Below are 21,582 nucleotides of genomic sequence, written 5' to 3'. Positions count from 1 at the left end.
TAGGATAAGCCAGCTTCCGAAGGGGGCTCTAGATTGCGCGTTTCAGGACCACGCTCCAACGCCAATCCCAACGAGCAGCCCTTGCGGCGCCCTGAAAGGTTGAACGACCTAACAATAATAATGGGGGAAGGTCTATGAGTGAGCCTGTCATGGGTGTGGGTTTCTGCCGCCCGCCGGCAATACGCCAATTCGCGTTGCTGGCTACAGCGCTCTCGCTGTTGGGCTGTGCCGTGTTGTCGGCACCTGTGCTGGCCGCTGCCGCACCAGCAACCGACGTTGTTTATTCCGTTGAATCCGCCAAGGCCAGCAAAAGCCTGATGCTCGACGTCGTGCACGCCGGTCAGCGTCTGGTGGCGGTCGGCGATCGTGGGCACATTCTGTTTTCCGATGACCAGGGCACGACCTGGGCCCAGGCCAAAGTCCCGAGCCGTCAGCTGCTGACATCGGTATTTTTTGTCGACGACAAACACGGCTGGGCTGTCGGCCACGACGCACAGATCCTTGCCAGCGAGGACGGCGGCGTCACCTGGACCAAACAGTTTGAAGATCTGAAACGCGAATCACCGCTGCTCGACGTCTGGTTCAAGGACGTCAACAGTGGCTTTGCCGTGGGCGCTTACGGTTCGTTGATGGAAACCACCGATGGCGGCAAGCACTGGGAAGACGCCAGCGACCGCCTCGACAACTCAGACCAGTACCACCTCAACGCTATCGCAGCGGTCAAGGATGCCGGGCTGTTCATCGTCGGCGAGCAGGGCAGCATGTTCCGCTCCGCTGACTGGGGCCAGACCTGGGAGAAGCTCGAAGGCCCGTACCAAGGTTCGTTGTTCGGCGTGATCGGCACCGCCCAGGCCAACACGCTGCTGGCCTATGGACTGCGGGGCAACCTGTTCCGCTCGACCGATTTCGGCACCACCTGGCAGCCGGTCGAGCTCAAGGCTACTCGCGGCGCACTGGAGTTTGGGCTGTCCGGCGCAACGTTGCTCGACGACGGCACCCTCGTGATCGTCGGCAACGGAGGTTCGGTGATCCGCAGTAACGACAACGGCGAAACCTTTAGCGTGTTCAACCGTCCGGATCGCATTTCCGTTTCGGCGGTCACCGCGGCGGGCAACGGCAATCTGATTCTGGCAGGACAGGGCGGCGTTCGCGCCACTTCGCCAACCGGCGCCGAGCTGGGCAAATAACAAGAAGGGCGGAGCTATGACATCAATGACAAGTCATCACCAAGACAAGGCGACGTTTCTTGAACGCCTGATATTCAACAACCGTCCGGCTGTGATCACCATCTGCCTGCTGGTCAGTATTTTCCTGTTCTGGCAGGCGACGCTGATCCGGCCGTCCACCAGCTTTGAAAAAATGATCCCGCTCCAGCATCCATTCATTCAAAACATGATGGAGCACCGCAACGATCTGGCAAACCTGGGCAACACGGTGCGGATCTCGGTGGAAGCCACCAATGGCGACATCTTCTCCAAGGAGTACATGGAGACCCTGCGTCAGATCAACGACGAAGTGTTCTACATCTCCGGCGTTGACCGTTCCGGCCTGAAGTCGCTGTGGAGCCCGAGCGTGCGCTGGACCGAAGTGACGGAGGAGGGTTTTGCCGGTGGTGAAGTCATTCCGCAGAGCTATAACGGTTCCCAGCAAAGCCTCGACCTGCTGCGCAACAACGTGCTCAAGTCCGGCCAGGTCGGGCGTCTGGTGTCCAACGATTTCAAGTCGAGCATTGTCGATATCCCGCTGCTCGAGTCCTATCCGGACCCGCAGGACCAAGGCAAGTTGCTGGCCCTGGACTATCGCCAGTTCTCCCATGAGTTGGAAACAAAGATCCGCGACAAGTTTGAAAAGCAGAACCCTGACGTGCAGATCCACATCGTCGGTTTCGCCAAGAAAGTCGGCGACCTGATCGATGGCCTGGTCATGGTGGTGATGTTCTTTGGCGTCGCCTTCATCATCACGTTGATCCTGCTCTACTGGTTCACCAACTGCATGCGCAGCACCGTGGCGGTGCTCAGTACGACGCTGGTGGCGGTGGTCTGGCAGCTCGGCTTGATGCACTTCTTCGGCTTCGGACTTGATCCGTATTCGATGCTGGTTCCGTTCCTGATCTTCGCCATTGGTATTTCCCACGGTGTGCAGAAGATCAACGGGATTGCCTTGCAGTCCAGCGACGCGGACAACGCCCTGACGGCAGCGCGGCGCACCTTTCGCCAACTGTTCCTGCCAGGGATGATCGCCATCCTCGCGGATGCGGTGGGCTTCATCACGCTGTTGATCATCGATATCGGTGTGATACGTGAGCTGGCGATCGGTGCCTCCATCGGCGTGGCGGTGATCGTGTTCACTAACCTGATCCTGCTGCCGGTAGCGATTTCCTATGTCGGCATCAGCAAACGCGCTGTGGCCCGCAGCAAGAAAGATGCAACCCGCGAGCACCCGTTCTGGCGTCTGCTGGCGAACTTTGCCAGCGCCAAAGTTGCTCCGGTGTCGATCGTTTTGGCCTTGCTGGCCTTCGGTGGCGGCCTTTGGTACAGCCAGAACCTGAAAATCGGCGACCTTGACCAGGGGGCTCCGGAGCTGCGTCCGGACTCGCGCTACAACAAGGACAACAGCTTCATCATCAACAACTACTCCACCAGCTCGGATGTATTGGTGGTGATGGTCAAGACCAAGGCTGAAGGGTGCTCGCGCTACGAAGCCATGGCGCCGATCGACGAACTGATGTGGAAGATGCAGAACACCGAGGGCGTACAGTCAGCGATTTCTCTGGTGACCGTGTCCAAGCAGATGATCAAGGGCATGAACGAGGGCAACCTGAAGTGGGAAACCTTGTCGCGCAACCCGGACGTGCTGAACAACTCCATCGCTCGTGCTGACGGGCTCTACAACAACAACTGTTCCCTGGCGCCGGTACTGGTGTTCCTCAACGATCACAAGGCTGCCACGCTGGACCGCGCCGTCCATGCCGTCCAGGACTTCGCCAAGGAAAACAACAAGGAAGGGCTGGAATTCATCCTCGCTGCCGGTAACGCCGGGATCGAGGCGGCGACCAACGAGGTGATCAAGGAGTCCGAGCTGACCATCCTGATCCTCGTGTACATCTGCGTCGCAACCATGTGCATGATCACCTTCCGTTCCTGGGCGGCGACCTTGTGCATCGTGCTGCCGCTGGTGCTGACCTCGGTGCTTGGCAACGCACTGATGGCCTTCATGGGCATCGGCGTAAAAGTCGCGACGCTGCCGGTCGTGGCGCTGGGTGTAGGGATTGGCGTGGACTATGGCATCTACATCTACAGCCGACTGGAAAGTTTCCTGCGTGCTGGTCTGCCGTTGCAAGAAGCTTATTACCAGACGCTGAAATCGACCGGTAAAGCGGTACTGTTCACCGGCCTGTGCCTGGCGATCGGCGTGTGCACCTGGATCTTCTCGGCCATCAAGTTCCAGGCCGATATGGGGCTGATGCTGACCTTCATGTTGCTCTGGAACATGTTCGGTGCGCTGTGGCTGCTGCCTGCACTGGCGCGGTTCCTGATCAAACCCGAGAAACTGGCGGGGCAGAAGGGCAACTCGCTGTTTGCTCACTGATCGGACGCTGAAACAAAAAAAGCCGCAACCCAGGTTGCGGCTTTTTTTATGCCTGAAGCGTTAACACAAAACCTGTGGGAGCGAGCTTGCTCGCGATTGCGGTTTACCATTCAATATCTTTGTTGACTGACACTCCGCTATCGCGAGCAAGCTCGCTCCCACATTAATCGGGGTTGAGGTTGGTGAGTTTTGTCCCCAGCGCTGGGGCGCCCCACATTGAGCTATCATTGCGTTTTTCCCCTTCAAAGATTGACTGCCATGACTGCCGTAACCGACACCTTGCTCAACACCCTCGAACATTGCGACATGGTGGAAATCGACGGGCTGCACGCCTTTGAATTTTCCCTCGATGAAGACGACAACCTGCACATCGAATGCATGGATGGCCGTGCGGCCAAACACTGGGAGTTCACCCCGGCGCAGATTGCAGCGGCGACTTTCGATCCGACCCTGCAAAGCTGGCTGATCACCGGTGATTCCGGCGAGCACCGGTTGGTGTGCTTGACTGCGTTCGGTGGTGGTGATGACGAGGATGAAGAGAATGAGGATGCGTAAGCTCTGGCCGCTGTTGATGGCCGGCAGTATGGGCGCGATGGGCGTTCAGGCAGCGTTCGCCGACGAGTATCAATTGTTGGTCGGTTCTTACACTGCCGGCCAGAGCCAGGGTATTTATCGCCTGAGTTTCGACAGCGCCACCGGACAGATCAACGCCAAACCGTTGCAAGTGGTCAAAAGCGAAAACCCGTCGTGGCTGACCCTGTCCAAAGATCAGCGTCACCTGTTCGTGGTCAACGAAAACGGCCCGGGCCAGGCTGATCCGGTAGGGCGTGTCAGCAGCTATGCGATCGACGCCAAGACCCATGAACTGAGCCTGATCAATCAAGTGCAGAGCCTGGGCAACGAACCGACGCATTCAAGCCTCAGCGGTGATGCCAGTCACTTGTTTGTCAGCAACTATTCGGTCGCTGAAGATCCGGGCGGCACCTTGGCGGTGTTACCGGTGAGCGCCGATGGCAAGCTCAAACCAGTGGTGCAAATGAGCAGCCATCCTTCCAGTCGGGTCAATCCCGAGCGGCAGATGTCGGCCCATGTGCATTCGACGATCTCGTCACCGGATGGCAACTACGTGTTTTCCAATGACCTGGGGGCGGACAAGATTTTTGTCTACCGCTTCAACCCCAAGGGCAATCCCGAGCTGCCGTTGACCGCCGCGACTCCCGCATCGGTCCAGCTGCCTCCGGGCAGCGGGCCGCGGCATCTGCTGTTCAGCGCCGATGGCAAGCACGCCTGGCTGACCATGGAAATGAACGCTCAGGTGGCCGTGTTCGACTACAAGGACGGCACACTGACGCCAACCCAGATGGTCGACCTGGCAGCGGGGCAACCAACGTCGGACAAGGCGGCTGCGGCATTGCACGCCTCGGCGGATGGAAAATTCCTCTACGTCAGCAACCGTGGCACCGCCAATCAACTGCTGGTGTTCGCTATCGACCCTGCGACCGGCCACCTCAAGGAGTTGCAGCGCCGCTCGGTTGAAGGCGACCACCCGCGCGAATTCACCCTCGATCCAACGGGTAAGTTCCTGTTGATTGCCAACCAGAAGAGCAATCAGATTGTCGTCGTCGAGCGCGATGCCAAGACCGGTCTTTTAGGTAAAACCGTGCAAAAGCTACCGATGGACGCCCCGAGCGACCTCAAGTTTATGCTGCGTCAATAGGCCGCAGGCCCCGGTTGATGGGGCCTGCATTGTTCTATCAATGACGCTGATATGTGCTAATGCTACAAAGCATTTCAGGCACGGACCCTCGGAGGTTAAGTTTGCTTCACGGCCCCACCGGGCAAGCAAGCCAACTGAATCCGAGGAATACCGCCATGAACTTCAATCTCTTCTCCATCATTGCTGCTTCCGCTATCTCCGCCACCGTTGCGCTGCCGGCCAGCGCCAACGTTGAAATCAAGGAGAGAAAATCCCACACCCAGAGCTACACCCAGAAATACCTGCAACAGAGCGCCAACTTCTACGCGGCGCTGGACCACAAAACCCACGCCTGAAATTCCAGCCCTGCACCTTTTATGCAGGAGCGAAGCCACTTGCGTCGATCGAGCTGAAAAGCACCGGGAAACGTGAGTGATGTCGCTCCTGCATAACGCGTTTACGACAGCATCATATTGATATCACTGTATTCCTTGATATCAAAAAGCTGTGAGTTTAAATTTGACGCTTATTTTTTGACTCCTTCCCGTCACAAGGATCGACAGCATGGCGATGCGTCTGACAGTGGTGCTTTTGTTGCTCTATTCAACGCCCATTATTTCGGCCGTCCAGCCCGTTCCGGGCGAGCCTGAGGCAGCGCGCGAGCGCTTGATGAGTTTTATCGAAGACTGAAATAGACTGGCTTAATGATCAACGAAGCTGATGTTTACTATGGACAGCCCTGAGTGGTTATCCCTGCTTTTTTGATCGATTCTGTGGGCTCTGAAACATGCCCACGGAGAACACCATGGCCAGCGCAATCCTCACTTCTGCCAAATACGGCGCCTACTTGGCCATTGGTCTTTATGTGGCCTTGGTGCTGATCGTGAGCCTGTCGACTCAATCGCGACAGTCCGTTGAAGCACCGATTCAGGTCGCTTATCCCGCCATCCAGTTCGAACATCGCGCTCAAAACGTGAGGGTCGATCCCGCAGACGTGGCGGGAGTGGTGGGGGCATGAAAGGGCGCAAACTCTGGGTCATTGCCTTCCTGGCATTCATGACCAATGGCGCTTCCCTGTTGGGAATCGGGCAGGGCTCGGCAGGGTCCGTGGCACGCTCCATCGAAGCCAATCACAACCTTGCTCGTAATATTGAAACGGCCAAGGCCATGGGGTTGCCGGCCGGTAATCCGCCAAGCAAACGCCAGGCCGATTTCTTCGGGCCGTTCCAGGTGGATTGCTCGGTGTTGCAGATGTGCGAAGTGTTCGCGTAAGTGCGCAGCGATGCTCTTTGTAGCAGCTGGCGAAGCCTGCGTTCGGCTGCGCAGCAGTCGCATAGCCGTTACGTCAATTCTTACTGGAACACTGCGTGTTCTGATTTTACGACTGCTGCGCAGCCGGACGCAGGCTTCGCCAGCTGCTACAGGCAAGTGCAGCTACTTCTGCATCACGCCCACGAATAGCGCCGACTCAAGAAACCGCTGCAACCAGGCTTGCAACCGTACGTAAGGCGTCTGTGCGAACCACTCGCGATCGACATGGGCGAACTGCCGCACGAACGGCATCAACGCCACATCCGCCAGGCTCGGATGCGCCGCCAGCAAATAGTCCCGGCCTTCCAGCAACGCATCGAGCTTGCGCAAAAAGGCCTCGCCCTGGGCACGATAAAACGTCATCGGTTGCTCGGGGTAACGCTCGGCGTATTTGTAGCGATTCAGATAGACCTTGAACACGTGATCGTTTTCGTCGATCAGCCCGGCAATGTGTTGCTGCCCGACAGGATCATCCTTGAGCAACCAATCCTGCGGATCGTTCTGCGCCAACGCCCAGCGCATGATTTCCAGACTTTCGTCGATCACTTGACCGTCGACACTCAGCACAGGCACCGTGCCCTTGCTCGACAGCGCGAGCATGTCGGCCGGCTTGGCCTTCAGGCTGACCTCGACGATCTGCACCGCAACCCCTGAATACCGCAGGGCCATGCGCGCCCGCATGGCGTACGGGCAGCGACGAAAGGAGTACAGCGTATTCATTTCACCTCCAGGGTGCTCAGGCCGTTGCCCTGACGGCGCACTTGAATCTGCACCGGAATCCGTTCGTGCATTTCCTGTACGTGAGAAATCACCGCGACTTTGCGTCCTTGAGCCTGCAAGCCGTCGAGGGCATCCATGGCCAGTTGCAGGGATTCCGGATCGAGGCTGCCGAAGCCTTCGTCGATGAACAGCGATTCGATTTTCAGCGTACTCGATGCCATCGATGCCAGACCCAGGGCCAGGGCCAACGACACCAGGAACGTCTCGCCACCGGACAATGAATGCACCGAGCGCAATTCGTCGCCCATCTCGGTGTCCATCACCAGCAAACCGAGCATGCTGCCACCGCGTTTCAGGCGATAGCGACGGACCAGTTGGCGCAACTGGACGTTAGCGTGATGCACCAGCAGGTCGAGGTTGTAGGCCTGGGCGATTTTACGGAAGGTGTCGCCGGTGGCCGAGCCGATCAGCGCATTCAACCGCGCCCAGCGCTGGTACTCGCTGTAGGCGTCGGCGATCTGCTGCGCCAGGGCTTGGTTGGCCGTTTGGCGCCGCTGGTCCTCGGCCTGCTCGGCACGCAGTTCGGCGCAGTGGTGTTCGTTGGCGGTGAACAGGGTTTGCAGCTCGGTCAGTGCGGATGCGAGCTGCGCGGCATCGAGATTGCCGTTGTGCTGCGCTTGATGGTTGAGCAGGCGCTGGTCACGCTCCTGCAACAACACCTCGAACTGTTCGATGGCTTTTTCGCTTTGCTGCAGCTGCTGACGCAACGCGTTGACGTGCTGATCGTCGGCCTTTAGCAAGTCTTCCAGCCCACTGTCGTCCAGCTCCGGGTGCAAGGCCCGCCAGTCGGCAATCTTGATGCCCAGATCACGATCTTCGGCCTCAAGTGCCAGTGAGCGTTCTTGCAGCGCTTTAAGCTCGGCGGCCAGTTGCACCAACCGTGTGCGCACGGTTTGCAGCTCCTGATTGGCAGCGGCTTCGGCGCTGCGCGCCTGGTCCACGGCGGTATCCAGTTGCTGCTGCCACTGCTCGGCGCTGGTGTGCGTGCCCAACAGTTGAGTCAGTTTGTGTTGGCAAGTCTGTTGTTGCTCGGCGAGGGCGGTGAACTGCTGCCGGGCGGCTTCCAACTGCTGGGCGCGCGTCTGCTGGCGATCCTGTTCCTTCTCCAGCGTTTGCTGGCGCTGTTGCTGTTCGCCCAGTTCATCGCGCTGTTGCTCGAGTTGTTCCAGGCGCTGGGCGATTTGCCGGTCGAGTTGCATGAAGGTTGCTGCGGGCTCGTTGCGCAAGGCTTGCAGGGTCTCGGCCGGAAGCAGGGCGCTGAAGGCACTCAGCTCTTCGTCCAGGCGCTGGCGATCACTGCCCAGTTCACGTTGCTGGTTGGCCAGATGCTGGGTGGCTTGGTGGTTCGCCGATTCGGCATTGCGCAGTTGCTGCGCCAGTCGCGCCGCGTCCTGTTGCAGTGTGAGCAACGCGGTTTGCCGTTGTTCGTCCTGGCTGATGCTCTGGTTCAACTGGTTGTCTTGTTGCGTCAGCCAGGCATCGCGCCGGGACCCGTCTTGAGCCAGCAGTTGCGTGGACAACGGGTGCGCTTCGAGAATCGGTGTCAGGCCTTGTTGCTGGACGCCAAGCTGTTCCTGTTGCTGCAGAAATTCTTTTTGCTGCGCGATCAAACCGCCGACTTCGGCGCGCAAATCAGTGAGTTTTTCTTTGAGCAGGTCGACGGCTTTCTGGGCGTTGGCCTGTTCACTTTCGTCGTGCCGGCCGAGACTTTGCAGCAGCGCTTCGGGCTGATGATAAGGATGGTCGGGGCTGCCACAAACCGGGCAGGGCTGATCGTCCTGCAACAGCTCGCGCAGTTCCTCGACGCTCGCGCTGCGCGCCAGGCGCTGGCGCTCCAGCAGTTCGCGCGTCACCGTCAGGGTCTGCTCGGCAACGGCTAATTCGCGCTTGGTTTTCACCCCGTCCTCCGTCAGGCGATCACGTTCCTGCTGCGCCGCGAGTTGTCGTTGCTGAAGTTCTGCGCCGCGCTTATCCAGTTCCTTTTGGCGGGTCCACAGGCGCGTCAGTTCTTCCAGCGCCCGCAGTTGCTTGCGGTTGTCCTGCAACAGGTTGCCGAGCAACTGGATCTGTTCAGCCACGGCTTCAGGCTCAGCGCCGGCTTCTTTGTAGAGCACTTCAAGATTCTGTCGTTGCGCTGCCAGTTCTTCAGTGGCACGTAAGGCGCTTTGCTCAAGGGCAGCCAGTTCGGCGTGGCCCTTGTTCAGCCGATTGCTGATCAACATCAGCTGTTGCAGACGATCGCGGTAGGCATTCCAGGCATCGCTTAACGGCGCCAGGTGAGTGCTTTGCTCAAGTGCTACGGCGATACTCTCCAGGCGTGAAACGACCCGTTCTTGTTGGTCGAGCAAACCTTGAATGGTGCTTTGGCCTTCAGTCCAGGCCAACTCGGTCCGCTGCTTGAGGTCGGCACTGAGACCCGTGTCTTTGGCCAGTCGGGCGAGGGCACTTTGCTCTTCGAAGGCCTGACGCAGCAATGGCGCACTGGTCGTGTGTTGGCGTTGAGCGTCGACCAGGGCGGCCTGCGCCGCGCCCAGGGTGTGTTCGAGTTGAGCCTGACGCTCGTTCAGTTGTGCTTGCTGCTGCGTGTACTGCTGAATCTGCTCGGCCAGTGGAGTGAGCTGGGCGGTGAGTTCGGTCTTGCGGGCGAACTGGTGGCGTTGCGGAGCCAGTTGTTCCAGGCGCGTCAGCTTCAGGCGTTCGCCGGTCATGCTTTGCCAATGTTGGCGGGCGCTGGTCAGCTGCTCGGTGGCGCTTAGCTGCTGGTCCTGTAGCTGATGCAGGTCCTTGAGCCAGGTGTGTTGCAACTCCAACTGCTTGAGCTGTGCCTGCTGGGTCTTGAGTTGCTGTTGAGCCTGGTTGAAGCGCTCATCGAGTTCGGCCCGGGCTTGGGACGACAGCGGCGTGACCCCGGTGGCTTGATCCTGCAACAACTTTTGGGCTTCGCGAGCCTCTTTGGTCTTGTCGAAGGCCCGGCGACCGAGGCGGGTGTAGAGGGCGGTGTCGGTGAGTTTTTCCAGCAGCTCGCTACGTTCGTTGTCGTTAGCCTTGAGGAACGCGCTGAATTCACTCTGGGCGAGCAGTACGGCGCGAGTGAACTGCTCGAAGTTCAGGCCGAGCACAGATTCGAGCTGGGTTTTGAATTCAACTTTCTGGCTGGCCAGCAATTGATCCAGATCGATGTCGCGCAAGCTCTGACGGCTGGCTTGCAGCTTGCCGCCGGCTTTCTCCCGGGCACGATTGGCTTCCCAGCGCGCGCGATAGCGACGGCCGTCGATGCCCACGAAATCCACTTCGGCATACCCTTCACCCGTGCCGCGACGCAACAATGTGCGGGGATCGCCCGTGCTGATTTCGCCGTCGGCGTCCGGTGCTTTGGCAGACACCTGAGCGTTGCTCAGTCGAGGCACGGCGCCAAATAACGCCAGGCACAAGGCGTCGAGCAAGGTACTTTTGCCCGCGCCGGTCGGCCCGGTAATGGCGAACAAGCCTGCACTGGCCAGTGGTTCGGCCGTAAAGTCGATCTCAAAAGGCCCGGCCAGTGACGCGAGGTTTTTCAGGCGAATCGCGAGGATTTTCATACGGGTTCGCTCTCCATCTGCACGTCCTGCAATAGCTCGGCAAAGTCCTTCAGCGTTTGCTCATCGACCTCACTGCCGTAGTTGTCCTGCCAGGCGCGGCTGAACAATTCCTGAGGGGTGAGCTGGTCGAGTTCGATCAACATGGCGCCGTCATCGACACCCTCGCGGCTGCCGTTGCCGGCATACTCGGCGGCGATGCGCACCAGGCGCACGGCTTTGCCTTGCAGGGCAGTTTCCACCTGATGACGCAGGTCGGGTTGCGGCTCATCGAGACGCACACGGACTTCCAGCCAGGGTTGCCGTTGAATATCGGCCAGCAGGTCGATGTTCGGCAGGTCCGCCAGTTGCAGCAGGATGTCTGCCAAAGGCGCGGGGCCGACGCGTTGCAGATTTACCGCGCGTGGAATCAGTTTCGGCTCGACGCTCATCAGGGTTTCGCCGTCGAGCGTGACGTCGAGAATCTGGTGCTGATACCCGATCTCGGAGAACGACAACGGAATCGGTGAGCCGCTGTAGCGAATACGCTCTTCACCGTTGACCTTCTGCGGCTTGTGCAAATGGCCGAGGGCGACGTAGCTGATGGTCGGCCCGAACAGGCTGGCGGGGAGGGCTTCGGCATTACCGATGATCAGGCTGCGCTCCGAGTCTTCGGAGACCGAGCCGCCGGCCATGTGGGCATGGCTGATGGCGATCAGTGCCTGGCCTGGTTTGCGTTTGGCGTTTGCCGCTTCGATCAGCCATTCGTGAACCTGACCAATGCCCCGCAGGTAGTTGTCGCCCAACTGCGCGCCAGTCACTTCGGCCGGACGCAGGAACGGCAGCGCCAGGCACCAGCCGACAATGTCGCCGCTGGCATCCGGCAACGGCAGCAATAACCGTTCGGCATCCAGCTGGCCGTCGTCCAGCCACAGCACCCGACCCAACGCATGGGTGCGCAAACGCCGCATCAACGGCGCGGGTAGTTCGATCCGTGAGCCGGAATCGTGGTTGCCGGCAATCATCACAATGGTCAGCAACGGTTGCTGCTCATGGGCGCTGACGATGAAATCGTAAAGCCGTTCCTGGGCTTTGACCGGCGGGTTGACCGTGTCGAAGATATCGCCGGCGATCAGCAGCACATCAGGCTGATCCAGCTTCAGCTGACGCAGCAGCCATTCAAGGAAACAGCCGTGCTCGAAATCGCGTTCCTGGCCGTGCAGGTTCTGCCCAAGGTGCCAGTCGGAGGTGTGAAACAGACGCAAGGCAAACTCCGTAGGAAATAAAGTAATGGCCGCGTGGAAAATGAAGGCGGCTAAAGGGGGGAGAGTTTACTGGCAAACCCGCCGGATGTGGCCAAGCGCTGACATCGTGATCAGCAACGCCGCAGCCTATGTAGCAGCTGGCGAAGCCTGCGTTCGGCTGCGCAGCAGTCGCAAAATCAGCACATATGGTGTATCTGGCGAACCTCGCAAGCAGGATTTACGACTGCTACGCAGCCGAACGCAGGCTTCGCCAGCTGCTACATCGACTGCGGTGGGGGTTTATTTGGGATACAGCGGCGGCAACCCACTGTCACCCACCGGATCCTGAACCCGCTCGGCAATCGGAATTGACTTGATCGCGCGCCACAGGTCTTCACCCTGCCAGTGCTGGCCGGTTTCGCTGTACAGCGCGCCGTTCAAGCCGTCGAGCGCGTCGGACAGTGGCACGAAGCGTGCGGCCATATCGGCCAGGGTTTCCGGTTGTTGGCGGGCCCAGGCGTCGAGAGCCTGGCGGGTGGCGTGGGAGTCGTTGGCCTGGCAGGCGCGCTTGAGGTCGTCGAGGACGGTGCGTGGGCTCGGGCCGGTTTGCGCGACGCGCAGGATCGCCGGTTGCCAGCGTGCGCGCCACCAGAGGCCGAAGCCGAGCAGGGTGGTGCAGGCCAGAATCAGGGTGCTGAGTTTCCACCGCCAAAGGACCTCACTGTCGGCAGCGTAACTGACTTGAGGTGCGCCGGCCGGGGTATCGACCGCCAGGCTCGGGTTGTTCGCCACTTCCAGGCTTTGGGCTGGCAGGCTGCTGTGTTCCAGATGATCTTCGAAGGTGTTCCACCACACCACGTCCACCGCCGGCAATTCGATTGAGCCGCTTCGCGTCGGCACCAGGGCCTCGCGCTCTTCGCGACTGCCGATCAAGCCGCGCTCGCCGTTTTGATTGGCCAGCACGGGTTGATCCGGATAGCGCCGCAGGCCGTTAACGTCGGTGGCGGGCAGCGGGGGCAGTTGTGAACTGGCCAGACCTTCGGCTTTCAGGGTCAGGCTGCGGGTCAGCGAATCGCCCACTTGAGTGTGGTCCGGTTCAGGATTCCAGCTTTCGCTCAGGCTGATGCTGCGCGCTGGCAACCATGGCGTGTCAGCCGGGTAACTGGCGGGCTTGGCCTTGACTGTCAGCAGTAACTCGGTGGAGCTGACACGCATCAGTTTGCCGGATTTCGGCGCTTGGGTGGTGGCGTCCTGGGCGGGCTGTGCGTCGACCAATGCCGCGTTGAAGGTCTGCGCGGGAATGGTCAATACGCCGCTGTGCTGCGGATAGATCGCATAGCGCATTTCGATCACGCCATGGCGCACGCCATTGATGGCTTTCTCGTAGGTCCGCGATTCACCCAACTGTTCGATGCGCACATCGGGGATCTGCAGAGGAGGGAGGCTGCTGTCGTCGTACAGCGACACCGAATGGTAGATGCGCAAGGTCAGGACCGCCTGGGCTTGCACATAGACGCTGTTTTGATCGAGGCTGGCGTCGATGAACACCGGGGCCAGCGTGTTCGCGGTGTCCTGGGTTTCGCTCTCGACCACTTGCACAGTGATGGGCTGGCTTTGCACGTCACCCAGTTTCAGTGATGGAATCACCACGCTGCCGTTTTGCCGAGGCAGCAGGGTGATGATCCAGCGGGTGGTGGCCTGGTTGTCGCCGCTGAGGGTATTCAACTGGTTGACCTGGCGGGTGCCTCGGACTTCGAACAGAGGTTCCAGGGGGGTCAGGTCCGGTTTGCCGAACAGCGTCACGTCGTTGGATTCCAGGGTCAGTTCGACGGTCTCGCCGGAGTTCAGACGACTGCGATCCACACTGGCGACCAGCCCCGCGGCCTGCGCCTGAACGGTGCAGAGCAGCAGGGCGGGCAACAGCGCGAGTGAGAGAGCGGTGAAGCGGGTCATCGAGTTTTTCCCTGATCCTGATGTTGTTGCTGTTCGTACCAAAATTTGCGCCTGAGCAATTCACCCGGATCATCCGGGATTTTGCGCAACCACTGCTCCAGTGCCTGGAGTTGTTCGCCGTCGATTGTGGCGTTGGCTGGACGCATGGGCGGCGTAGTGCTTTGTTCATCCCCCAACTCGCTGCCAGGGACTTCATTGGTGCCGGCTTTCGGTCGCACCGTCGACGACTGTTCGGCGTCTGCTGAAGACTGCTGCTGCGCATCGGTTTTCGGTTCGCCGCTGCTCGTTGGTTGCGTGGCGGCGCCTGGGGGTGGCTCCTGAGTGGTGGTCTCGCTCTCGCCTTTGTCGTTTTTGTCCTGTTCAGCGGGGGGCGCTGTGGCTTTCTGTTTGATCAGGCTTTCCACCAGCGCCTTGTTGGCCTGCGCCGGGCGTAAATCCGGTTGCAGTTCCAGCGCTTGTTCGTACGCATCCAGCGCGGCTTCCAGCTCTCCGCTTTTGGCCAGGGCATTGCCACGATTGTAGTGGGCGTGGGCGTCGCTGCCTTCGGCGAACCGCTGGGCGGCGCCACTGTAGTCGCCCGCCTCATAGAGCGCCATACCTTGCCATTGCCGGTCTTCGAAATGTTGCGCAGCCTCGGCCGGGCGTTCTTGCTTGAGTAAATGCAGACCCCGTTGGTCGGGGCGCAGCCACAAGTCCTGGAAGTCAAAAGCGTAGCTCGGTTGTGGCACCAGAAACAGCAGCGGCAGGCAGAACAACCAGCCTCGACGACCGGCGCAGGCTGCCAGCAGCAACAGCGGCAACAGTAACCAGTAACCCTGATCGGCCCAAGTGTCGAGGCGCAGGGTCTGGCCGTCGTTGCGCAGCGAGCGTGGCCCGTCGAGAAGGCCGAGGGCGCGCAGGTCGGCATCATCCAGGCGCGCGTGCTGATAGCGCCCGTCCAGTCCGTTGGCAAAGGCTTTCAGGCTGGATTCGTCCAGGCGCGGGACCAGAATCGCGCCCTGATCGTCCTTGAGGAAACTGCCGTCCTCGCGGGCAATCGGCGCGCCTTCGGCGGTGCCGATCCCGAGCATTAGAAATTGGGTCGACTTGCCGTCCAGTGCCCGGCGAATGCCTTGGCGCTCCTGCTCGGTCAAGGTGGAACCGATCAGCAGGATCCTGCCGTCGCCGAGTGCGCCTTGATTGAGCAACGTCAGTGCCTTGGTCACCGCCAAGTCAGCGCGATGGCCGGCTTCGGGCATCAGCGAAGGCTTGAGCGCTTCCAACAGGTTATGACTGGTGGCCAGGTCATCCGAGAGTGGTACCAGCGTGTGGGCACTGCCGGCATAGACGACAATCGCGGTCTGGGCGTCGCTGCGGTTTTGCAGCAGGTCGAACAGTTTGCGTCGGGCCTGTTCCAATCGGTTGGGCGCCACATCGGTGGCGAGCATTTCCGGAGTCAGTTCAAGGATCACCACCAGCGGATCGGCCGGTTTCTGGCTAGTCTGCTCGACACGCTCCCAACTGGGACCCAGCAGCGCCAGGACCGTCAGCACCCAGGCCAGGCCCAGCACCACCCACGGCAACTTACTGTCGCGACCGTTGCCGCCACTGAGCAGCACGGCATGAAAGGCGGGCGGCAGAATCATCTGCCAGCGCCCGGCACGCTTCTGTCGATGCCAGAGTTGCCACAGCAACCAGCCGAGCAACGGCAACAGCAACAGCCACCAAGGGCGGAACCAGTACGGCCACAGCGCACTCATCGGCGCCTCCGCAGACGCAGGCGGTTCAGCCGCTGGCGCCAGTCGGGCAGTTGCGTTTGCAGAAACAGCTCCTTGGTAAACAACCGCTGCAACGGGTTATCCGGCCAGCGCTCACGAACCACCAGCAGCATGCTTAACAGCAGTGCCATCGCCAGGGGCCACTGATACAGCGCCTGGGCCGGACGGGCCTGAGTCGGTTGCTGGGTCACCGGTTCCAGTTTATCGAGGGTGTCCTTGATGGCTTGTAGCTCTTTGCCGTCGCGGGCGCGAAAGTACTGGCCGCCGGTGGCTTGGGCAATGGCCTTCAAGGAGGGCTCGTCGAGGTCCAGGCTTGGATTGACCCCGAGGAAACCCAAGGTGCCACTTTTCTCCGGATCGGCGCCGATGCCGATCGGGTAGATTTTCACGCCTTCTTTAGCCGCCAGCCGCGCCGCCGTGAGCGGGTCGATTTCACCGCCATTGTTGGCGCCGTCGGTGACCAGAATCATCACGCGGCTCTGGGCCGGACGCATGCGCAGGCGTTTGAGGGCCAGGCCGATGGCATCGCCGATGGCGGTGTTTTTGCCGGCGATACCGATCCGCGCTTCGTCGAGCCAGACACGCACGGTGTGGCGGTCGAAGGTCAGCGGCGCTTGCAGGTAAGCCTGGCTGCCGAACAGGATCAGGCCGACCCGATCACCTTCGCGACTTTCGAGGAAGTCACCGAGCAAATGCTGGACCAGCGAAAGGCGGCTGACGTCCTCGTCCTGCCATTGCATGTCGGGGAATTCCATGGAACCGGAGACGTCGACCGCCACCAGCAGGTCGCGGCCACTGGCGGCAATCGGCAGCGGTTCGCCAAGCCATTGCGGGCGCGCGGCGCCGATCAGTAGCAACAGCCACAGCAGGATGAACGGCGCTTGCTGGCGCCAGGCCGGCAGGTTGGCACGGGCGCGGCGCCGGGCCAGGCCTTCGAGGTCGCTGAGAAAACTGACTTTGAGTGCAGGCTCGCCGCTGTCGGCAACCGGCAGGACCACGCGCATCAGCCACGGCAGTGGCAGCAGGGCGAAGATCCACGGCCAGGCGAACTCAAACATGTTTGCGAATCCAGGTGTCGACGGCTTGGGTCAGGCCGGCGATGGCCTTGTCGTCAAGTTTGCATTCGGGTTTGTAGGCGCCTTCCACCAGCACCATCCAGCGGGTCAGGCCGGCGGCCGGGCAACGGTTGTCGAGGAACGCCAGCCATTTGCGACCGTTGAGGGTGTGGCTCTGGCTATAGGGGTAATGGTTGCGGCACAAGCGTTTGAGCAAACCGTTGAGTTGTTGCAACCAGGCGCCGGCCGGCGCGCCGTCGTAGGGTTTGGGCATGCGCGCCAGTTCGGCGAGAGCGGCGACGCGCACCGGGTCCAGCGGTTGTTCAGCGCGTACCACCGGGCGCTTGTCCGGAAGGAAGCGCCGTGCCTTCCACAGGCCAAAACCGATTAGCGGCAGCAACAGCAGTAATAACCACCAACCCGGCGCCGGGGGCCAGAAATCGATCGGCGGCGGGGAGATCAGTGGTTGTAGTTGATCGAGACTGCTCATCGCCCTTTCCCCGGCTTCTGTGGGTTCAGGTACTCGCGCAATTGCTCGACCATTTCGCTTTGGGTGCTCAATGGCATCAGCAGTACACGCAGCTTCTGTGCGAGCAGTTCCCAGCGGGCGATGCGCGCTTCGGCCTGGGCGCGGTAAGTCTGGCGCAGGTCGAAATTCAATGTGTCGAGTTCCAGTTGCGCGCCGCGTTCGGCAAAGCGCAGCAGGCCGGCGGCAGGGAGGGCGTGGTCCAGCGGATCGGACACGGGCAGCAGCAGCAGGTCGCAATGGCGCGACAACAGGCTCAACTGTTGCTCGGCGCCCTCGCTCAAGGCGCGCTCGTCGCAGATCACGATCACCAGACTGCCGGGGCGCAGCACTTCCCGGGCACGCCGCAGGGCAATGCCGAAGGCGTCGCGGTCCGTTTCGCTTTCGGTGTTCAGCGACTGATTGACCCGCACCAGACGGTTGAGCAATTGCAGCAGGCTTTGTTTACTACGGCGGGGTTTGATCTCGTAGTGCTCGTTGTCGCCGAACACCAGTCCGCCAACCCGATCGTTATGGCCGAGCGCCGCCCAGCCAATCAGGCTCGCGGCCTGGGCGGCGAGCACCGATTTGAACATCAGTCCCGAACCGAAAAACAGCCGACGACTTTGCTCGACCATGATGAAAATCGGCCGCTCGCGCTCTTCATGGAACAGCTTGGTGTGGGGTTCCTGGGTCCGCGCGGTGACGCGCCAGTCGATGCTTCGCACGTCATCGCCGGCCTGATAGACCCGCACCTGATCGAAATCCACGCCACGGCCGCGCAGCTTGGAGTGGTGCAGGCCGATCAACGGGCTGCGCTGACTCGGCGTGGAAAACAGTTGCACTTCGCGCACGCGATGGCGCATCTCGATCAGCTCGGCGAGACTGACACGGATGCCCGGTTCGGGCGGCAGGGTGGCGTTCATCGGGGTCAAGCGACGGCTACGACGTCGAGAATCCGCTGGACCACCCGGTCCTGATCGATGCCAGCGGCTTCGGCTTCAAAGGACAGAATGATGCGGTGGCGCAACACGTCGAACAGCACCGCCTGAATGTCTTCCGGGCTGACGAAGTCGCGACCGGCCAGCCAGGCGTGGGCCCGGGCGCAGCGGTCGAGGGCAATCGAACCGCGTGGACTGGCGCCATAGGCGATCCATTCGGCCATCTCCGGGTCGAACTTGGCCGGGGTGCGCGTGGCCATGACCAGTTGCACCAGGTATTCCTCCACGGCGTCGGCCATGTACAAGCCGAGGATTTCCTTGCGCGCGGCAAAGATCGCCTGCTGGCTGACCCTGCGCTCGGGTTTGGTTTCGCCGTTCAACGCTTCGCCACGGGCCTGTTGCAAAATCCGCCGTTCGACGGCCGCGTCCGGGAAGCCGATTTTTACGTGCATCAGAAAGCGGTCGAGCTGGGCCTCGGGCAGCGGATAAGTGCCTTCCTGCTCGATGGGGTTTTGCGTAGCCATCACCAGAAAAAGCGGTGACAGCTCGTAAGTGCTGCGTCCGACGCTGACCTGGCGCTCGCCCATGGCTTCAAGCAGGGCAGATTGAACCTTGGCCGGGGCACGGTTGATTTCGTCCGCCAGCACCAGGTTGTGGAAGATCGGGCCTTGCTGGAACACGAAACTGCCGGTTTCCGGCCGATAGATTTCGGTGCCGGTGATGTCGGCCGGCAGCAGGTCGGGGGTGAACTGGATGCGGTGGAACTGGGCTTCGATGCCTTCGGCGAGTTCTTTGATGGCCTTGGTCTTGGCCAGGCCAGGGGCTCCCTCGACCAGCATGTGGCCGTCCGCGAGCAAGGCGATGAGCAAGCGCTCGATGAGTTTTTCCTGGCCGAGAATCTGCGTTGAAAGAAAGGTTCGCAGCGCCAGCAGCGCTTCACGATGTTCCATCGATGACTGTTCCTGGAAAGGGTGACCGAAGACGTTCGAATAACGCCAGGGTTGGGGGCGTTACTTTAATGCATCGTGGGGTGCGGCGACTAACGGCATTTTGTGCAAAGTGTGGGAATTGGTGGGTGAAATTGTTTGAAATGTGTAGGCAGGGGGAACGGCGGAGAGCTCTCGGGCCTCATCGCGAGCAAGCTCGCTCCCACAATGGATCTGTGCTGGAAGCGAAATTTGTATCCGCAGCAGGTCCCCCTGTGGGAGCGAGCTTGCTCGCGATGAGGCCGGCACCGGCGCTGAAATTCAGAGCTCGCTGATATAAGTGCCAGTCCCTTTAAGAATGTTCTGCAACGTTTCCTCCACTTCCGCCAAATCACTCGCGGCGGTGCTGTGCGTGATCTCCAGCGAATCATCGCCGTTCAGCGCATCGGCATCCGCCGCCGCGATTTCAATCAGCAGACGGGTAGGGCTGAGGGTGACTTTCACGCCATCGAGGGTCGAAGGCTCGCCATCGAGGGTGATTTCCAGTTCGTCTTCGTCCGGGTAGCGGGTCATCAGGAACATCTCGCCCTGTTCGCTGTGGCAGGCGAGCATGGCCATGTTGTCTTCTTCGTCGTCGCACGGGTTGACGATCAAAAGGGCGGTAGTCATTTGCATAGGGGAGTCCTGGCGCTGTGCGCGGTGTTGGCCGACAAATCGCGATTTTGCCAGCGTCGGGAAATTTTTGCTGGAGTGTGTTGGACCTAGCAGTTCTGCTAGTTGTTGTTTTCGGCAAAACGGTCGACAGTTATGGACGTTTTGTCGATCCTGGAATGTCAGTGCTCCCCATGTCCAGCCAACCGAAAGCCCCGCTCATCCGCTATCAATACGATGCTCTGGATCGGCTAACCAGTCATAGCCAGTCGGGTCATCTCGAGCGTCAGCGCTTCTATTGCGATAGCCGCTTGACCACCGAAATCGAAGGGGGTGAGCAGCTGACGATTGTTCAGCACGGCGTTCAACTGTTGGCGCAACAACAGCGCCAGAGCGACGGGGTCAGTAGCACGTTATTGGCCACTGATCAGCAGAACTCTGTCCTTAATGCGCTTCAAATGAATTCGAGATGTGCCATTGCCTACTCACCTTATGGTCATCGCCCATTCGATAGTGGGTTGATCAGTTTGTCGGGTTTCAACGGTCAACGACCGGATCCGGTGACCGCGCATTATTTGTTGGGTAATGGCTATCGTGCGTTTAATCCGGTGCTGATGCGGTTCAACAGTCCGGACAATTTGAGCCCGTTTGATAAAGGCGGGTTGAATGCGTATGCATATTGTGCGGGGGATCCAATTAATCGGAGTGACCCTACGGGGCACTTGTTTTCTAGCATAGCCAAACTACTTTTTAGGCGTGCGCCGAAATATGTATACGACGATGTGACTGGCGTAATTGGTAAATCTGTTAAAAAAACTACTAGGATCTCCGAGGGGATCTTGGTGTTTCAAGACAAGTATAAAAAAGGCTCCAGGCTGAATTTTTGGGGGCATGGGAATGCTGAGGATCAATTGATCGGGCGAGGGGACGGTCAAGGTTTAGACGCACTAGAGCTCATCACTCTAGCGGAAAGCCATGGTATACCTGTCAGGAAATTCGATAGTTATCGTCTGATAATGTGTCATTCAGCTAACAAGGGTTCGAATGGTATTCCGTTCGGCCAAGAGTTTTATGACATCGTAGGTCGACCTGTCAAAGGTTACGAGGGGATCGTTTCTACACCTTTAAATTTTGAGAAACCAGACCTTGCGATTGGCAACACCTATAAGGGACCGCATTATTTTGGTGTAGCAAAAAGACCACTGCCTAATGAAATAAACTATCCAAACTATCGTCCCGTTATCTTTGATGGGACCGGTAGAACAAGTAATAAAATCCGGAGGTAGCGCTCCAGTTTCGCAGAATTGTTTTCCTGGCGGCCAGAGGTTCAAGACACCCATAGGTGCTCCTCGTGTGACTTGTTGACCATTCGCCCTTCAACGAGCTCAATGGCCGGAAATAATAATAATTCGTTCGTCCGTGAACGGATTTCACTAATTAGTCATTTCCGATACGAAAGCACCGAAAAATCCATCCTGAAACGCTCATTTCCCCCGCTCGGCTGCTAGTGTTGTCATGCACAGGTCGCAAGCAGCGTACCGATGACCGAATATGTCGCAGCATCGCAAGCATGGGTCTTGCCGCACTGGTTAAGCTGCGCAACGGATGAGCACCCGTAAAG

General features: G+C 59.8%; 19 protein-coding genes. 9 read left to right on the top strand and 10 right to left on the bottom strand.

Annotation, left to right across the window (positions count from 1 at the left end):
* The first annotated feature begins 134 nt into the window (after positions 1–134).
* The 8 genes from AC1MDT_RS08855 (at position 135) to AC1MDT_RS08820 (ending at position 6,556) form a co-directional block, all read left to right on the top strand.
* Positions 135–1,187 (top strand): WD40/YVTN/BNR-like repeat-containing protein, encoded by a 1,053-nt coding sequence (locus tag AC1MDT_RS08855; protein WP_480421662.1) that lies wholly within the window; start codon positions 135–137, stop codon positions 1,185–1,187.
* Positions 1,188–1,212: 25 nt separating this feature from the next.
* The gene (locus tag AC1MDT_RS08850; RefSeq protein WP_480421661.1) at positions 1,213–3,588 is read left to right on the top strand and encodes an efflux RND transporter permease subunit; all 2,376 of its coding nucleotides are present in this window, start codon (positions 1,213–1,215) and stop codon (positions 3,586–3,588) included.
* Positions 3,589–3,846: 258 nt separating this feature from the next.
* Positions 3,847–4,143: a DUF5629 family protein gene (locus AC1MDT_RS08845; RefSeq protein ID WP_480421660.1), complete on the top strand. Its 297-nt coding sequence runs from the start codon at positions 3,847–3,849 to the stop codon at positions 4,141–4,143.
* A complete protein-coding gene (locus AC1MDT_RS08840) occupies positions 4,136–5,305 on the top strand; it encodes a lactonase family protein (protein ID WP_480421659.1) in 1,170 nt (389 codons plus the stop codon). The genes AC1MDT_RS08845 and AC1MDT_RS08840 overlap by 8 nt, the downstream gene beginning before the upstream one ends.
* Positions 5,306–5,460: 155 nt before the next feature.
* Positions 5,461–5,640 (top strand): hypothetical protein, encoded by a 180-nt coding sequence (locus AC1MDT_RS08835; RefSeq protein ID WP_414908110.1) that lies wholly within the window; start codon positions 5,461–5,463, stop codon positions 5,638–5,640.
* Between the two features lie 208 nt (positions 5,641–5,848).
* On the top strand, positions 5,849–5,974 hold the full coding sequence (locus tag AC1MDT_RS08830; protein ID WP_480421658.1) for a hypothetical protein: 126 nt from the start codon (positions 5,849–5,851) through the stop codon (positions 5,972–5,974).
* A 115-nt stretch (positions 5,975–6,089) separates the two neighbouring features.
* Positions 6,090–6,302, top strand: a complete 213-nt coding sequence (locus AC1MDT_RS08825; protein ID WP_480421657.1) for a hypothetical protein — start codon at positions 6,090–6,092, stop codon at positions 6,300–6,302.
* The gene (locus AC1MDT_RS08820; protein ID WP_480421656.1) at positions 6,299–6,556 is read left to right on the top strand and encodes a hypothetical protein; all 258 of its coding nucleotides are present in this window, start codon (positions 6,299–6,301) and stop codon (positions 6,554–6,556) included. The genes AC1MDT_RS08825 and AC1MDT_RS08820 overlap by 4 nt, the downstream gene beginning before the upstream one ends.
* A gap of 162 nt (positions 6,557–6,718) precedes the next feature.
* On the opposite strand, the gene AC1MDT_RS08815 is transcribed toward AC1MDT_RS08820, so the two are convergent.
* The 10 genes from AC1MDT_RS08815 to AC1MDT_RS08770 all read right to left on the bottom strand — a co-directional run bounded on the left by AC1MDT_RS08815 (position 6,719) and on the right by AC1MDT_RS08770 (position 19,985).
* Entirely contained in the window at positions 6,719–7,315 is a 597-nt protein-coding gene (locus AC1MDT_RS08815; protein ID WP_480421655.1) for a glutathione S-transferase, read from the bottom strand.
* Positions 7,312–10,953: an AAA family ATPase gene (locus tag AC1MDT_RS08810; RefSeq protein WP_480421654.1), complete on the bottom strand. Its 3,642-nt coding sequence runs from the start codon at positions 10,951–10,953 to the stop codon at positions 7,312–7,314. The genes AC1MDT_RS08815 and AC1MDT_RS08810 overlap by 4 nt, the downstream gene beginning before the upstream one ends.
* Positions 10,950–12,194 (bottom strand): exonuclease SbcCD subunit D C-terminal domain-containing protein, encoded by a 1,245-nt coding sequence (locus tag AC1MDT_RS08805; RefSeq protein WP_480421653.1) that lies wholly within the window; start codon positions 12,192–12,194, stop codon positions 10,950–10,952. The genes AC1MDT_RS08810 and AC1MDT_RS08805 overlap by 4 nt, the downstream gene beginning before the upstream one ends.
* A 279-nt stretch (positions 12,195–12,473) precedes the next feature.
* The gene (locus tag AC1MDT_RS08800; protein WP_480421652.1) at positions 12,474–14,126 is read right to left on the bottom strand and encodes a BatD family protein; all 1,653 of its coding nucleotides are present in this window, start codon (positions 14,124–14,126) and stop codon (positions 12,474–12,476) included.
* Entirely contained in the window at positions 14,123–15,865 is a 1,743-nt protein-coding gene (locus AC1MDT_RS08795; RefSeq protein WP_480421651.1) for a tetratricopeptide repeat protein, read from the bottom strand. The genes AC1MDT_RS08800 and AC1MDT_RS08795 overlap by 4 nt, the downstream gene beginning before the upstream one ends.
* Positions 15,862–16,941, bottom strand: coding sequence for a vWA domain-containing protein (locus AC1MDT_RS08790; RefSeq protein WP_480421650.1), 1,080 nt, complete (start codon positions 16,939–16,941; stop codon positions 15,862–15,864). Before AC1MDT_RS08790 ends, AC1MDT_RS08795 begins: the two co-directional genes overlap by 4 nt.
* Entirely contained in the window at positions 16,934–17,428 is a 495-nt protein-coding gene (locus tag AC1MDT_RS08785; RefSeq protein WP_414908120.1) for a DUF4381 domain-containing protein, read from the bottom strand. Before AC1MDT_RS08785 ends, AC1MDT_RS08790 begins: the two co-directional genes overlap by 8 nt.
* Positions 17,425–18,369 carry a DUF58 domain-containing protein gene (locus AC1MDT_RS08780; protein ID WP_480421649.1) on the bottom strand — a complete coding sequence of 315 codons (945 nt, stop codon included), beginning with the start codon at positions 18,367–18,369 and terminating at the stop codon, positions 17,425–17,427. Before AC1MDT_RS08780 ends, AC1MDT_RS08785 begins: the two co-directional genes overlap by 4 nt.
* Before the next feature lie 5 nt (positions 18,370–18,374).
* A complete protein-coding gene (locus AC1MDT_RS08775) occupies positions 18,375–19,334 on the bottom strand; it encodes an AAA family ATPase (RefSeq protein WP_008150800.1) in 960 nt (319 codons plus the stop codon).
* Positions 19,335–19,631: 297 nt separating this feature from the next.
* Positions 19,632–19,985 (bottom strand): hypothetical protein, encoded by a 354-nt coding sequence (locus tag AC1MDT_RS08770; protein WP_480421648.1) that lies wholly within the window; start codon positions 19,983–19,985, stop codon positions 19,632–19,634.
* A gap of 80 nt (positions 19,986–20,065) precedes the next feature.
* Between AC1MDT_RS08770 and AC1MDT_RS08765 the strand changes: the two genes are divergently transcribed.
* Positions 20,066–21,247, top strand: coding sequence for an RHS repeat-associated core domain-containing protein (locus tag AC1MDT_RS08765; RefSeq protein ID WP_480421647.1), 1,182 nt, complete (start codon positions 20,066–20,068; stop codon positions 21,245–21,247).
* Positions 21,248–21,582: the final 335 nt, after the last annotated feature.

It is taken from the genome of Pseudomonas sp. ASL7 (assembly GCF_056680375.1).
The sequence above is the reverse complement of the archived record's forward strand: the minus strand, read 5'-3'. Positions and strand labels throughout refer to the sequence as shown.